11 protein-coding genes are annotated in these 14,050 nt (G+C 64.2%); 5 read left to right on the plus strand and 6 right to left on the minus strand.

Annotation, left to right across the window (positions count from 1 at the left end; translation table 11 throughout):
• Positions 1-69: 69 nt before the first annotated feature.
• From ubiB to ACEN9P_RS05860, 6 genes are all read right to left on the minus strand, one after another.
• Positions 70-1,629 (minus strand): ubiquinone biosynthesis regulatory protein kinase UbiB, encoded by a 1,560-nt coding sequence (gene ubiB / locus ACEN9P_RS05835; RefSeq protein WP_495621377.1) that lies wholly within the window; start codon positions 1,627-1,629, stop codon positions 70-72.
• Entirely contained in the window at positions 1,626-2,234 is a 609-nt protein-coding gene (locus ACEN9P_RS05840) for a hypothetical protein (RefSeq protein WP_495621378.1), read from the minus strand. The genes ubiB and ACEN9P_RS05840 overlap by 4 nt, the downstream gene beginning before the upstream one ends.
• Before the next feature lie 120 nt (positions 2,235-2,354).
• The gene (locus ACEN9P_RS05845; protein ID WP_495621379.1) at positions 2,355-3,359 is read right to left on the minus strand and encodes a Tim44 domain-containing protein; all 1,005 of its coding nucleotides are present in this window, start codon (positions 3,357-3,359) and stop codon (positions 2,355-2,357) included.
• Between the two features lie 28 nt (positions 3,360-3,387).
• Positions 3,388-4,119: a bifunctional demethylmenaquinone methyltransferase/2-methoxy-6-polyprenyl-1,4-benzoquinol methylase UbiE gene (ubiE, locus tag ACEN9P_RS05850; RefSeq protein WP_007867977.1), complete on the minus strand. Its 732-nt coding sequence runs from the start codon at positions 4,117-4,119 to the stop codon at positions 3,388-3,390.
• A gap of 166 nt (positions 4,120-4,285) precedes the next feature.
• Positions 4,286-4,699 carry a gamma-butyrobetaine hydroxylase family protein gene (locus tag ACEN9P_RS05855; protein ID WP_495621380.1) on the minus strand — a complete coding sequence of 138 codons (414 nt, stop codon included), beginning with the start codon at positions 4,697-4,699 and terminating at the stop codon, positions 4,286-4,288.
• Positions 4,700-4,777: 78 nt separating this feature from the next.
• Positions 4,778-8,677 carry a DUF3683 domain-containing protein gene (locus ACEN9P_RS05860; RefSeq protein ID WP_495621381.1) on the minus strand — a complete coding sequence of 1,300 codons (3,900 nt, stop codon included), beginning with the start codon at positions 8,675-8,677 and terminating at the stop codon, positions 4,778-4,780.
• A 220-nt stretch (positions 8,678-8,897) separates the two neighbouring features.
• Between ACEN9P_RS05860 and ugpB the strand changes: the two genes are divergently transcribed.
• From ugpB to ugpQ, 5 genes are all read left to right on the plus strand, one after another.
• Positions 8,898-10,211: a sn-glycerol-3-phosphate ABC transporter substrate-binding protein UgpB gene (gene ugpB / locus ACEN9P_RS05865; protein ID WP_495621382.1), complete on the plus strand. Its 1,314-nt coding sequence runs from the start codon at positions 8,898-8,900 to the stop codon at positions 10,209-10,211.
• A 130-nt stretch (positions 10,212-10,341) separates the two neighbouring features.
• Positions 10,342-11,223 carry a sn-glycerol-3-phosphate ABC transporter permease UgpA gene (gene ugpA / locus ACEN9P_RS05870; RefSeq protein ID WP_495621383.1) on the plus strand — a complete coding sequence of 294 codons (882 nt, stop codon included), beginning with the start codon at positions 10,342-10,344 and terminating at the stop codon, positions 11,221-11,223.
• A 130-nt stretch (positions 11,224-11,353) separates the two neighbouring features.
• On the plus strand, positions 11,354-12,205 hold the full coding sequence (gene ugpE, locus ACEN9P_RS05875; protein WP_413327516.1) for a sn-glycerol-3-phosphate ABC transporter permease UgpE: 852 nt from the start codon (positions 11,354-11,356) through the stop codon (positions 12,203-12,205).
• 32 nt (positions 12,206-12,237) lie between these two features.
• The gene (locus ACEN9P_RS05880; protein WP_477661100.1) at positions 12,238-13,257 is read left to right on the plus strand and encodes a sn-glycerol-3-phosphate import ATP-binding protein UgpC; all 1,020 of its coding nucleotides are present in this window, start codon (positions 12,238-12,240) and stop codon (positions 13,255-13,257) included.
• A gap of 40 nt (positions 13,258-13,297) precedes the next feature.
• Positions 13,298-14,050 (plus strand): glycerophosphodiester phosphodiesterase, encoded by a 753-nt coding sequence (gene ugpQ, locus ACEN9P_RS05885; RefSeq protein WP_495621384.1) that lies wholly within the window; start codon positions 13,298-13,300, stop codon positions 14,048-14,050.

Raw genomic sequence — 14,050 nt, forward strand, 5'->3', positions numbered from 1 at the left:
GGAATTTGCCCGGGAAAGGTAACCCGGGTGCAAAGCCCTCAATTATAGGCCGTTGGGGGCCCGTCAAGCTCAGAACCAGCGGAACCGCAGCACCTGCACCAGTTGCATGGCGACCAACGCCAAAACAAAGCCCAGGCCACCGTAAATCACGTTCTGCAACAGCTTGTTGGTGCGTTTTTGTTCGAGCAGCAACTCCTCAATCTCCCGCCGCTGCAGGCCGGGCGAGGATTTGAGGTACTGCGACAAGAGGCGCGGCAGGCCCGGCAGCAGCTTGGCATAGGCTGGCGCCTCGGCCTTGAGCTGCGCCAGCAGTTTCTCCGGGCCCACCTGCTCCAGCATCCACTTCTCGAGGAAGGGCTTGGCGGTGCTCCAGAGGTCCAGGTCGGGGTCCAGTTCCCGCCCCAGGCCTTCGATATTGAGCAGGGTTTTTTGCAGCAGCACCAACTGGGGCTGGATTTCCACGTGAAAGCGCCTCGATGTCTGGAACAGCCGCATCAGCACCAGCCCCAGCGAGATTTCCCGCAGCGGCCGGTCGAAATAGGGTTCGCAGCAGGCGCGTATGGCGGCCTCCAGCTCGTCGACCCGGGTTTCGGGGGGCACCCAGCCGGATTCGAGGTGCAGCTCGGCCACCCGCTTGTAGTCGCGCTGGAAGAAGGCGCTGAAGTTCTGCGCCAGGTATTCCTTGTCGACCTCGGTCAGCGTGCCCACGATGCCGAAGTCCAGCGAGATGTAACGGCCGAAAGTTTCCGGCGCCAGGCTCACCTGGATATTGCCCGGGTGCATGTCGGCATGGAAAAAACCGTCGCGAAAGACCTGGGTGAAGAAGATGGTGACGCCGTCCCGTGCCAGTTTTTTCATGTCCACGCCGGCATCCAGCAGGCGCTGCACCTGGCTGATGGGAACGCCCTTCATGCGCTCCATCACCATCACGTCGGGCATGCAGAAGTCCCAGACCATCTCGGGGATCATGACCAGGTCGAGGTCCTGCATGTTGCGGCGCAGCTGGGCCGCGTTGGCAGCCTCGCGCAGCAGGTCCAGCTCGTCATGCAGGTATTTGTCGAACTCGGCGACCACCTCACGGGGTTTGAGGCGCTTGCCGTCGGCCGAGGCGCCCTCCACCCAGCCGGCCATCATGTGCATCAGCGCCAGGTCTTTTTCGATGGCGGGCAGCATATTGGGCCTGAGCACCTTGACGGCCACCTCGCGCCCATTCGGCAGGGTGGCGAAGTGCACCTGGGCGATGGAGGCGCTGGCGACCGGCGTGTGCTCGAAGCTCGCAAAAATACGGTCCAGCGGCCGGCCGAAGGCTTTTTCGATGATGGCGACGGCCACGGCGGAGTCAAACGGCGGCACCCTGTCCTGCAGGCGGGCCAGCTCGTCGGCGATGTCGGGCGGAAGCAGGTCGCGGCGGGTGGACATCACCTGGCCGAACTTGACGAAGATGGGGCCCAGGCTTTCGAGGGCTTCGCGCAGGCGCTCGCCGCGCGGCGCCTTCAGGTTGCGCCCGACGGAAACGATGCGCGTCAGCAGGCGCACGCCCGGGCGTTGGAAACTGGAGAGCACCAGCTCATCCAGCCCGAACCGCAGCACGGTCCAGACGATGAAGACGCCCCGGAAAAGCCGGGTCATGCAGAAGCCTTCGCGGTCGGGGCGCCCTCACCCGCCGCGGGGCTTGCGGGCGCCGCCTGCGTGGCAACCCCGGATGAAGCGGGCGCCGGAGCCAGCGGTGTCCTGGCGAGGAACTGCTTGAGTCCTTCAAACAGCCGGCGCCCGGCGTCGGCCATCGCGTGGGCGGGTGCGTCGCCGATCAGGCGCGACAGGTCTTCCTCGGCATCCCAGCGCAGGTTTTCGGCCAGCCAGCCCAGCTCGGCGGCCAGTTGCACGTCGCCTTCGATCTTGACCGGCGGCGGCTTGCCGGCCAGGACTGATTGCACGACGGTAAGGGGGGATTCGGTGGCGACAGCCAGTGTGAGGTCCGGCCTGGCGCCGGGCGCCGCCCGGTCCACCAGGCCCGCGGGCGTGACCATCAGGTCGATCGAAAAAAGCCCCCAGCGCAGGTGCACCACGCGCCCCTTTTGCCGCAGCAGCCGGTCCTGGGCCTGCTTTTCCTGCATCAGGACATGGTTCAGGAACAGCACCAGCCGCTGCTGCCCCTCATCCACCACCCAGGCGGGAGGCTGAAAGCGGGTGGCAATGGATTCCAGAAATGAAAAAGGGGACGTGGTGGTATTCATACGTCCCCGATTTTGCAGGATAAAACACCCAACAAGGTAAGCAACCCATTTATCTACCAGCAGGCGCCGCCCCCTTGAGGGGGGAACGGGCTACACGAAGTGAGCCCGGACGGGGGGTGTTTACTGAAGTGCTTGGACCCCGGCCACCAGCCAGCCGCTGCCGCCATTGCGGGGTTTGGTCATGTTCCAGACTTCGCGGAAGGGGCTGGCGCCGGCGGAGGCGTCTTCGCGGATCATGCCGGAGAACTCCACGCTGGCCATGTAGACGTCGCTGAGCTCCTCGATGCCCAGCAGCTGGGCGTCCAGCATCACGACCTCGGTCTTGTTGACCTGGCCGCCGGTGTGCGATTCGCGGTCGGCGAGCTGGGTCTTGATCTGCTCGAGCATGTCGTCGGTCATCATGGCGCGCAGGCTCTGGATGTCGGAGCGGTCCCAGGCATCCTGCAGCGTCACGAAGTTGGCCTTGCTGGCCTTGAGGAAGCCTTCGGCGTCAAAACCGGCCGGGACACCCCAGGACTGCGAGCCCAGCAGGGCCGAGCCGATCATGGAGCCGCCCGCGGCGGGCGCGGCCGCGTCGTATTTGTTGGCGTCGAAAGCCATGCTGCTGCGCTCCCAGGGGCGCGCGGAGGCATCGTTGCCGACGTTTTCGGGGCTGTAGTTCTTGGGGGTGGTGGCATTGCCCGCCCCCTGGAAGGCGAAAGGCGCCTGGCCGGAGGCCGCGCCGGGCGCACTGGCCGCCCCGCCCTTGAGCCTGCGCATGACAAAGCCGATCACCAGCATGACCACCAGCGCCAGCAGGGCAAACAGCATGATCTGGCCGAAGGCACCACCCAGGCCCAGCGACGAAGCCAGCCAGGCCAGGCCCAGGCCGGCGGCCAGGCCGCCCAGCATCGCGCCCCAGGGGCGCTTGGGCGCCTGCGTGGGCGCCGCGGCGGGCGTTGCCGGCTTGGCGGCGGAATTCGTGGCGGAGCCGGCGCCCGCAGGCGCCGCCTCGCGTTGCGTGACGTTGGACGACTGCTTGCCGAACGACTTGCCGCCGCCCAGGCGCTTGGCCTCGGCCGACGTGCCTGCCAGGGCCATGGCCGTGACCAGCACGGTGGAAAGAATTGCGGACCAGATCTTCATATCGTCTCCTTAATCACACTTCAACACTTCAGCACTTGATTCCAACATGCAATGCCACTACGCCGCCCGTCATGTTGTGATAGTCCACATGGCCGAAACCACCTTTACGCATCAGGGCTTTAAGTTCTTCCTGGCCCGGGTGCATGCGAATGGACTCGGCGAGGTACTGGTAGCTTGAGTCGTCATTGGCCACCAGCTTGCCCAGCCGGGGCAGGACCTTGAAGGAATACCAGTCGTAGATTTTTTCCAGCGGCCTGGCCACTTTGGAGAATTCGAGCACCAGCAACTTGCCGCCGGGCTTGAGCACGCGGTTCATCTCGCGCAGCGCGTCTTCCTTGTGCGTCATGTTGCGCAGGCCGAAGGCCACGGTCACCACGTCGAAACTCGCATCGGGGAAAGGCAGGTGCTCGGCGTCGCAAACCAGCGTCGGCAGGTTCACGCCGGCGTCCAGCAGCCGGTTGCGGCCCTCGCGCAGCATGGCCTCGTTGATGTCAGTGTGCACCACGCGCCCGGTGCTGCCCACCTTGGGGGCAAAGGCCAGCGCCAGGTCGCCCGTGCCGCCGGCGATGTCCAGCACCTGGTAGCCCTCCTTGACGTTGGCCACCAGCACGGTGTAGGCCTTCCAGGCGCGATGCAGGCCCATGGACATCAGGTCGTTCATCACGTCGTATTTGGGCGCCACGGAATCAAAAACGCCGCGCACGCGGCGCGCCTTGTCCTGCTCGTCGACGGATTCGAAACCAAAATGGGTACTGCTCATAGGTCAATGCTAGAGGGCAAAGCGGGCAATGGCCGCGACAACCCTGGGCTGACGCGGGACATTGCGGGCTTATTGCAGGCTTTTATGCTGGAAAAACAACAGTGCCGCGATGCGGGCTTTGACCGCCCGGCGCGGCGCGGCGAAGGGCCTCGCGCGGCTCGCGCCATCAGTGGCTGGCGCAGCCGTGCCCGCCGGCCTGCGGCATGGGCGCATCGCGGTCCACACCGGCGGCTTGCAGGCGCTGCTGGTAGTCGTCCCAGAGGCGATTTTGCTCGGCGCCCAGGTGGTAGAGGTAGTCCCAGGAAAAAATCCCGCTCTCGTGGCCATCCGAAAACACCGGCTTGACCGCGTAGTTGCCTATGGGCTCGAGCTCGACCACCGTCACCTCGCGCTTGCCGGTCTGCAGGATTTCCTGGCCCGGGCCGTGGCCCTGCACCTCGGCCGACGGCGAGTAGATGCGCATGAGTTCAAACGGAATCCGGAACTCGGCGCCGTCGGAAAACGCGATTTCAAGCACGCGCGACTGGCTGTGAACCGTCAGCGCCGTGGGCGTCGGGGAGCCGGGTTGAAGGCCTGCCATGGGGAACTGCTTTCTGAAAGGGACGGGCCGGACTGGCCGGTCGTCATGGTTTTGGCAATATCTCTGTTGACACCCGGACTAAACCAGCACGCGTTCGATGCCGCCGTGGTTGGCCGCCTCCACATAGGCCGGCAGCCACTCCTTGCCCAGGATCTGGTTGGCCATTTCGACGACGATGTAGTCCGCCTCGAGCAGGCCGTTCTGCAGGTCATCGCCGTAGCGCGAGAGCCCTTGCAGGCAGCTCGGGCAGCTGGTGAGTATCTTCACATTGGCGGTTTCAGCCACCGCGCCGGACGCCCGCAGGGCGGCTTCGCCCTTGCGCAGTTCCTCTTCCTTGCGAAAGCGGATCTGCGTGGAGATGTCGGGGCGGGTGACGCCCAGCGTGCCCGACTCACCGCAGCAGCGCTCGTTCTTGAGCACGTTGTCGCCCATCAGCGCCTTGACGGTTTTCATGGGCTCCTGCAGCTTCATGGGGCTGTGGCAGGGGTCGTGGTAAAGGTAGCCCGCACCAGGCTGGCCGGTGCGCAGGGTGATGCCTTTTTCGAGCAGGTACTCGTGGATGTCGATGATGCGGCAGCCCGGGAAGATTTTCTCGAACTCATAGCCCTGCAGCTGGTCGTAGCAGGTGCCGCAGCTGACCACCACGGTCTTGATGTCCAGGTAGTTCAGCGTGTTGGCCACGCGATGGAACAGCACCCGGTTGTCGGTGATGATTTTTTCGGCCTTGTCGAACTGGCCGCTGCCGCGCTGCGGGTAGCCGCAGCACAGATAACCCGGTGGCAGCACGGTCTGCACGCCCGCGTGCCAGAGCATGGCCTGCGTCGCCAGGCCGACCTGGCTGAACAGCCGCTCGGAGCCGCAACCCGGGAAATAGAACACAGCTTCGGTTTCGGAGGTCGTGCTTTTCGGGTTGCGGATGATGGGAACGTAGTCCTTGTCCTCGATGTCCAGCAGCGCGCGCGCGGTCTTCTTGGGCAGGCCGCCCGGCATCTTCTTGTTGATGAAATGGATCACCTGCTCTTTCACGGGCGCCTTGCCGACCGTGGCCGGCGGCAGTGCCGTCTGCTTGCGCGCCAGCCGGCGCAGCAGGTCGTTGGCCAGGCGCTGGGCCTTGAAGCCCACGTCCACCATGGCGCCGCGCATGAACTTGATGGTCTGCGGGTTGGTCGCGTTCAGGAAGAACATGGCGGCGGCGTTGCCGGGCCGGAAGGACTTCTGCCCCATCTTGCGCAGCAGGTTGCGCATGTTCATCGACACTTCGCCGAAGTCGATGTCCACCGGGCAGGGGGTCAGGCACTTGTGGCAGACCGTGCAGTGGTCGGCCACGTCTTCGAACTCCTCCCAGTGCTTGATGCTCACGCCGCGCCGGGTCTGCTCTTCATACAGGAAGGCCTCCACCAGCAGCGAGGTCGCCAGGATCTTGTTGCGCGGGCTGTAGAGCAGGTTGGCGCGCGGCACGTGGGTGGCGCACACCGGCTTGCATTTGCCGCAGCGCAGGCAGTCCTTCACGCTGTCGGCGATGGCGCCTATGTCGGACTGCTGCATGATCAGCGACTCGTGCCCCATCAGGCCGAAGCTGGGCGTGTAGGCGTTGGTCAGGTCGGCCTGGAGCGCTTGCCCTTCGTTGCCGAGGTGCCCCTGGTCGCGCAGCAGCTTGCCCTTGTTGAAGCGCCCTTGCGGGTCGACCTTCTGCTTGTATTCGGTGAAGGGCCGCAGCTCCTCGTCGGTCAGGAACTCGAGCTTGGTGATGCCTATGCCGTGTTCGCCGGAAATCACGCCGTCCAGCGAGCGGGCCAGCACCATGATGCGCGCCACCGCTTCGTGCGCGGTCTGCAGCATCTCGTAGTCGTCGCTGTTGACCGGCAGGTTGGTGTGCACATTGCCGTCGCCGGCGTGCATATGCAGCGCCGCCCAGACGCGGCCCTTGAGCACGCGCTTGTGGATGGCCGTGCATTCTTCCAGGATGGGCAGGAACGCGCCGCCCGAAAAAATCGCCTGCAGCGGAGCGCGAATCTGGGTTTTCCAGCTGGCGCGCAGCGAATGATCCTGCAGCTGCGGGAACAAGGTGGCCACGCCCTCCAGCCAGCCGGACCAGAGCGCGCGCACCTCGGCCACCAGCGCCAGCGCCTGGGCGACGCGGTCTTCGAGCAGTTCGGCCGACGGAATGTCGTTGGCGTCGTCAGATTTGCCCAGGGGCAGGCTGCCCTGGAGGAAAAAGGCCTCGAGCTCGTCGCACAGCTTGATCTTGTTGCGCAGGCTCAGTTCGATGTTGATCTGCTCGATGCCGTCGGTGTACTCGGCCATGCGCGGCAGCGGAATGACGACGTCCTCGTTGATCTTGAAGGCGTTGGTGTGTTTGGAAATGGCGGCCGTGCGCTTGCGGTCCAGCCAGAATTTCTTGCGCGCTTCGGCGCTGATGGCGATAAAACCTTCGCCGCTGCGCGAGTTGGCGATGCGCACGATCTCGCTGGTGGCGCGGGCCACCGCGTCGGCGTCGTCGCCGGCGATGTCGCCGATCAGCACCATCTTGGGCAGGCCGCCGCGCTTGGACTTGGTGGCATAGCCGACGGCGCGCAGGTAGCGGTCGTCCAGGTGCTCCAGGCCGGCCAGGATGGCGCCGCCGCGCTTTTGCTCGGCGAACATGAAGTCCTTGATCTCGACGATGCTGGGCACCGCGTCCTTGGCGTTGCCGAAGAACTCCATGCAGACGGTGCGCGTGTGCGCCGGCATGCGGTGCACGATCCAGCGCGCGCTGGTGATCAGCCCGTCGCAGCCTTCTTTCTGGATGCCCGGCAGGCCGCTGAGGAACTTGTCGGTGACGTCCTTGCCCAGGCCTTCCTTGCGAAAGGACTTGCCGGGAATGTCCAGCCGCTCGCGCCGCAGCGGCGTCTTGCCGTCGGCCTCGAAATACTGCAGCTCGAAGCTGGCCATGTCGGCGTCGTGGATCTTGCCCAGGTTGTGGCCCACGCGCGTGACCTCCAGCCAGGTCGCCTCGGGCGTGACCATGCGCCAGGAGGCCAGGTTGTCCAGGGCGGTGCCCCAGAGCACGGCCTTTTTGCCGCCCGCGTTCATCGCGATGTTGCCGCCTATGCAGGAGGCTTCGGCGGAGGTCGGGTCGACCGCGAACACAAAGCCGCCGCGCTCGGCCGCATCGGCCACGCGCTGGGTGACCACGCCGGCCTCCGTCCAGATGGTCGCGACCGGTTTGTCGATGCCGGGCAGCGAGACCATTTCGACCTCGGTCATGGCCTCGAGTTTTTCGGTGTTGATGACGGCCGACTTCCAGGTCAGCGGGATCGCCCCGCCGGTGTAGCCGGTGCCGCCGCCGCGCGGGACTATGGTCAGGCCCAGCTCGATGCAGGCCTTGACCAGCCCGGCCATTTCCACCTCGGTGTCGGGCGTAAGAACCACAAAGGGGTATTCGACGCGCCAGTCGGTCGCGTCGGTGACGTGCGAGACCCGCGAGAGGCCGTCAAACTTGATGTTGTCGTGGCGGGTCAGCTTGCGCAGTTTGCGTTCGGCCAGCCGGCGCAGGTCGTAGGTCTCGCTGAAGGAGGTGTAAAAGCGGGTCACCGCCGCGCGGGCGGCGTCCAGCAGCTCGCCCACGATGGCGTCGCGCTGCGGGTCGGCATCCGGCGTGCGGCGCTTTTCCACCTCGGCCAGCCGGTGTTGCAGCGCGTCGACCAAGAGCTTGCGCCGCTTGGGGTTGTCCAGCAGGTCGTCCTGCAAATAGGGGTTGCGCTGGACCACCCAGATATCGCCCAGCACTTCATACAGCATGCGCGCGGAACGGCCGGTGCGGCGCTCGTCGCGAAGCCGGTTCAGCAGGTCCCAGGCGCGTTCGCCGAGCAGGCGTATCACCACCTCGCGGTCGGAAAACGAGGTGTAGTTATAGGGAATTTCGCGAATGCGGGCTTCACCGGCCTTTGCGTCGCCGGCAAAGACATGGAGTTCTTGGAGTGTGGTAGGGGCGTTCATCGTGAAAAGCCAGCGGCTTCAGACCCGTGTCCAGCGCTGTTGCCCTATATTACCGCAGCGCACCATTTGGGGCCCTGCCCGCACCGGTCCTAAGTCGTCTTATGGAAATCCCGCTTGTCGGGCGTCTCCCAAATCGCTTAAATCCACGTGTCATAAACAGTTTCTAGACTGTCCCGTTTAACTTGGCGCGCCTGTTCGCGCCCAAATCCCAGGAGTTTTAATGAAAAACCGTCTTTCCGCCTTTGCTTTTGCGGCCCTAGGCCTGTGCATGCCTTTGGCCAGCCAGGCGCAAGTCGAAATCCAGTGGTGGCACTCCATGGTGGCGGTCAACGGCGAATGGGTCAATGACCTGGCCAAGCAGTTCAACGAAAGCCAGAAGGAATACAAGGTGGTGCCCACCTTCAAGGGCAGCTACGACGAATCCATGACCGCCGCCATCGCGGCCTTCCGCGCCGGCAACGCGCCCCACATCCTGCAGGTGTTCGAAGTCGGCACCGCCACCATGCAGGCCAGCAAGGGCGCCATCGTCCCGGTCGGCAAGATCATGCAGGACGCGGGAGAAAAATTCGACCCGAAAGCCTACATCCCCGCCGTCGCCGGCTACTACACCGCGCCGAACGGCCAGATGTTGAGCTTCCCGTTCAACAGCTCCACCACCATCTTCTATTTCAACAAGGACGCATTCAAGGCTGCCGGCTTGCCGACCGACAAGGCACCCGTCACCTGGCCTGAAGTCGTCAACGCCGCCGCCAAACTGAAGGCATCCGGCCATAAGTGCCCCTTCACGACCGCCTGGCAGAACTGGACGCAGGTGGAAAGTTTCTCGGCCTGGCACAACGTCGAATTCGCCACCAAGGCCAACGGCCTGCAAGGCATGGATGCGCGCCTGAAGGTGGATTCGCCGCTGCACGTGCGCCACATCGAAAACCTGGCCAACATGGCCAAGCAAGGCCTCTTCGTTTACAAAGGCCGCGGCAACGTTCCGGAAGCGAGCTTCATCTCGGGCGAGTGCGCCATGATCAACACCTCCTCCGGCTTTTACGGCAACGTGGCCAAAAATGCCAAGTTCGCCTACGGGCTGGCACCGCTGCCTTACTACCAGGATGTTCCCGGCGCACCGCAGAACACCGTGATCGGCGGCGCCAGCCTCTGGGTCATGTCGGGCAAAAAGCCAGCCGAATACAAAGGTGTCGCCAAGTTCTTCAGCTTCATTTCAACCCCTGAAGTGCAGTCGGCCAGCCACAAGCGCACCGGTTACCTGCCCGTGACGATGGCTTCGTACGACCTGACCGAAAAATCCGGCTTCTACAAACAGAATCCGGGCACCGACGTCGCGGTCACACAGATGATTCGCAAGGTCACCGACAAGAGCCGCGGTATCCGCCTGGGCAACTATGTCCAGATACGCGCGATCGAGGACGAAGAACTCGAACAGGTCTGGAGCGGCAAGAAGACGGCCAAGGAAGCGCTTGACTCCATCGTCAAGCGCGGCAACGAGCAGCTTGAGCGCTTCCAAAAGGCCAACAAGAACTGATCACGCAAGAGACAGCGCAAGCCCGCCCGGCGGGCTACACTCGGCCCGCCTGATCTCTCTCCCTGACAAGGGAAGGCCAGGCGGGTTTTATGTTTAGGCGCTCCCAAATTTCTGCCCACTAGAAGGCCTTATGGAAAAACGCGTTGTCTTTCGATCTAGCTGGCTGCCCTGGCTGCTGCTGCTGCCGCAAATGGCGGTCATCCTGGTGTTCTTCTTCTGGCCCGCGGCGCAGGCCCTGCTGCAGTCGCTGCAGCAGCAGGATGCCTTCGGCACCTCCATCGAATTCGTCGGCCTGGCCAATTTCCGGCAACTGCTGGACGACCCGAGCTATGTGGAGTCCTTCAAGACGACCGCATTTTTCTCGGTGATGGTGGCCGGCATAGGCATCAGCCTGTCGCTGGTGCTGGCGGTTTTCGCCGACCGCATCACGCGCGGCGGCATGTTCTACAAGACCATGCTGGTGCTGCCCTACGCGGTGGCGCCCGCCGTGGCTGCCGTGCTGTGGGTGTTCATGTTTTCGCCCTCACTGGGCGTGGTGGCCTATGCGCTGGGCAAGATAGGCATCAACTGGAACCACCTGCTGGACTCCGGCCACGCCATGACGCTGATCGTGATGGCTTCGGTCTGGAAGCAGATTTCCTACAACTTCCTGTTCTTCCTGGCGGGCCTGCAGTCCATCCCGAAGTCGCTGATCGAGGCCGCCGCAATCGACGGCGCCCGACCCTGGCGCCGTTTCTGGACCATCCAGTTCCCGCTGCTGTCGCCCACCACCTTCTTCCTGCTGGTCATCAACGTGGTCTACGCCTTCTTCGACACCTTTGCCATCGTCGACGCCGCCACCCAGGGCGGCCCCGGCAAGGACACGGCCATCCTGGTCTACAAGGTGTATTACGACGGTTTCAAGGCCCTGGACCTGGGCGGCTCGGCCGCGCAGTCGGTGGTGCTGATGGTGATCGTGGTGGCCCTGACGGTCATCCAGTTCCGCTACGTCGAGAAGAAAGTTCAGTACTAAATGAATTCAAAAAAACACAAGAATTCTTGCCCAGCCGGGGCCGCGGAACTGGCTTTGCCAGGCCGCAGGCGCAGCGGCCCCCTCGGGGGGCAGGGAGCTACACGAAGTGAGCAACCGTGGGGGCCATATCATGGTTGAAAAACGCGGCACCCACGGCATCCTGGCCCATGTGGTGGTGATGCTGGGCGTCTTTATCGTCGCCTTCCCGCTCTACCTGGCCTTCGTGGCCTCCACCCACACGGCGCAGGAAATCGTGCAGGCGCCCATGCCGCTGCTGCCGGGCACCAACATGCTCGACAGCTATAAGGCCGCGCTGTTCGGGCGCGAGTCCGCCACCGGCTCCAACGCGCCGGTGGCGCACATGATGTGGGTCAGCCTGGTCACGGCGCTGGTGATCGCCATCGGCAAGATCGCCATCTCGCTGCTGTCGGCCTTTGCCATCGTGTACTTCCGCTTCCCTTTCAAGAAGACCTGCTTCTGGGCCATCTTCGTGACGCTGATGCTGCCGGTGGAGGTGCGCATCCTGCCCACCTACAAGGTGCTGTCGGACCTGAACATGCTCAACACCTACGCGGGCCTGACCGTGCCGCTGATCGCCTCGGCGACGGCGACTTTCCTGTTCCGCCAGTTCTTCCTGACGGTGCCCGAAGAGCTGACCGAGGCCTCGCGCATGGACGGCGCCAGCCCCATGCGCTTTTTCTTCGACGTGCTGCTGCCGCTGTCCAAGACCTCGATCGCGGCGCTGTTTGTCATCCAGTTCATCTACGGCTGGAACCAGTACCTCTGGCCGCTGCTGGCCACGACCAGTGAAGACATGTACCCGGTGGTCGTGGGCATCAAACGCATGATCGCCGGCGGCGACGGCCAGAACGAATGGAACGTGGTCATGGCGACCGCCATCCTGGCGATGCTGCCGCCCGCCCTGGTGGTGGTGTTGATGCAGAAATGGTTCGTCAAGGGCCTGGTCGACACCGAGAAATAAAAGAAACCAACAAGACAAGACGGAACATCACTATGGCATCCCTTTCATTCAACAACGTCATCAAGCGCTACGGCTCCGGCAAGGACGCGCTGCAGGTGCTGCACGGCGTGAACGCCGACATCGCCGACCACGAATTCATCGTGATCGTCGGGCCCTCGGGCTGCGGCAAATCCACCCTGCTGCGCATGGTGGCCGGCCTGGAAGAAGTCAGCGACGGGCAAATCTCCATAGGCGGCAAGGTCGTCAACCAGCTGGAGCCTTCCGAGCGGGACATCGCCATGGTGTTCCAGAACTACGCGCTTTACCCGCACATGAGCGTCTTCGACAACATGGCCTACGGCCTGAAGATCGCCAAGGTGCCCAAGGACGAGATCAAGACCCGCGTCGACAAGGCCGCCAAGATCCTGGAACTGGGCCACCTGCTGGACCGCAAGCCCCGCGCGCTTTCGGGCGGCCAACGCCAGCGCGTGGCCATGGGCCGGGCCATCGTGCGCCAGCCGCAGGTGTTTCTGTTCGACGAGCCGCTGTCCAACCTGGACGCCAAGCTGCGCGTGCAGACGCGCCTGGAAATCCAGAAGCTGCACCGCGAGCTCGGCATCACCTCGCTCTTTGTCACCCACGACCAGGTCGAGGCCATGACGCTGGCGCAACGCATGATGGTGATGAACGCAGGCCGCATGGAGCAGTTCGGCACGCCTGAAGAGGTCTACAACCGCCCCGCCACCACCTTTGTGGCGAGTTTCATGGGCTCGCCGCCCATGAACCTGCTCAAGCAGGCGCCGAACGCCGATTTCGGCGGCAAGCCGGGCGCCATTCTGGGCATACGGCCCGAACACCTGACGGTAGGCGCCACCGGCTGGGCCGTGCAGGTCGACACGATTGAAATGCTGGGCGCCGAGCGGCTGGTGTATTGCCGCATGGGCGGCGAAGCCCTCATCGTGCGCACCGATGAAAGCCTGTCGACGGCGCCTGAAATCGGCGCGACCATCCACGTCACGCCGCGCGCCGACCGCCTGCACTGGTTTGACGCGGACACCGGAAAACGCCTGTAATCTTTCAGTTTCCGCAGTTTTAGCAGTTCCCGAGAAGACCATGACGAATCCCGTGACCGCCGCCAATTGGCCTTACCCCCGATGGGTGGCGCACCGCGGTGCCGGCAAGCTGGCGCCTGAAAACACCCTGGCCTCCTTCATGCTGGGTGCCCGCCACGGCTACCGCATGTTCGAGTGCGATGTGAAGCTCAGCGCCGACGGCATCCCGTTTTTGCTGCACGACGCGACGCTGGAGCGCACCAGCAACGGCAAGGGCGTGGCCGGCGAGCAGGCCTGGGAGGCGCTGGCAAAGCTGGACGCGGGCAGCTGGCATTCGCCGGCCTTTGCCGCCGAAGGCCTGGCCAGCTTTGAGCGCATCGCCCGCTTTTGCCTGGACAAGGCCTATTTCCTGAATATCGAGATCAAGCCCACGCCGGGCACCGACAGCCATACCGGGACCGTGGTGGCCAACGAAGCGGCCCGGCTGTGGCAGGGCACGGCGATTCCGCCGCTGCTGACTTCTTTCCAGCCGCTGTCACTGGAAGCGGCCCGCGCCGCCCAGCCGCAGTTGCCGCGCGGCCTGCTGCTCGACAAACTGCCCGCCGACTGGCTGGAAACAGCGGCTCGGCTGGGCTGCGTGGCCATTGTCTGCAACCACAAGCTGTGGAAGGCCGACACCGTGGCGCAGGCCAAAAAAGCCGGCTTCAGGCTGCTGAGTTACACGGTGAACGACGAGGCGAATGTGCAGCGGCTGCTGGCACTGGATACCGACGGCATCATCACGGACGCCGTGGACGTGTTCAAGCCCGACTAG

It is taken from the genome of Polaromonas sp. Polasp52 (assembly GCF_059491565.1).

Bases quoted from the DNA above. Each gene is read 5' to 3' on its own strand.
- ACEN9P_RS05845 (WP_495621379.1), bottom strand. From the start codon at position 3,359: ATGAAGATCTGGTCCGCAATTCTTTCCACCGTGCTGGTCACGGCCATG.
- ACEN9P_RS05880 (WP_477661100.1), top strand. From the start codon at position 12,238: ATGGCATCCCTTTCATTCAACAACGTCATCAAGCGCTACGGCTCCGGC.
- ACEN9P_RS05840 (WP_495621378.1), bottom strand. From the start codon at position 2,234: ATGAATACCACCACGTCCCCTTTTTCATTTCTGGAATCCATTGCCACC.
- ACEN9P_RS05855 (WP_495621380.1), bottom strand. From the start codon at position 4,699: ATGGCAGGCCTTCAACCCGGCTCCCCGACGCCCACGGCGCTGACGGTT.
- ugpE (WP_413327516.1), top strand. From the start codon at position 11,354: ATGGTTGAAAAACGCGGCACCCACGGCATCCTGGCCCATGTGGTGGTG.
- ugpQ (WP_495621384.1), top strand. From the start codon at position 13,298: ATGACGAATCCCGTGACCGCCGCCAATTGGCCTTACCCCCGATGGGTG.
- ACEN9P_RS05860 (WP_495621381.1), bottom strand. From the start codon at position 8,677: ATGAACGCCCCTACCACACTCCAAGAACTCCATGTCTTTGCCGGCGAC.
- ugpB (WP_495621382.1), top strand. From the start codon at position 8,898: ATGAAAAACCGTCTTTCCGCCTTTGCTTTTGCGGCCCTAGGCCTGTGC.
- ubiB (WP_495621377.1), bottom strand. From the start codon at position 1,629: ATGACCCGGCTTTTCCGGGGCGTCTTCATCGTCTGGACCGTGCTGCGG.
- ugpA (WP_495621383.1), top strand. From the start codon at position 10,342: ATGGAAAAACGCGTTGTCTTTCGATCTAGCTGGCTGCCCTGGCTGCTG.
- ubiE (WP_007867977.1), bottom strand. From the start codon at position 4,119: ATGAGCAGTACCCATTTTGGTTTCGAATCCGTCGACGAGCAGGACAAG.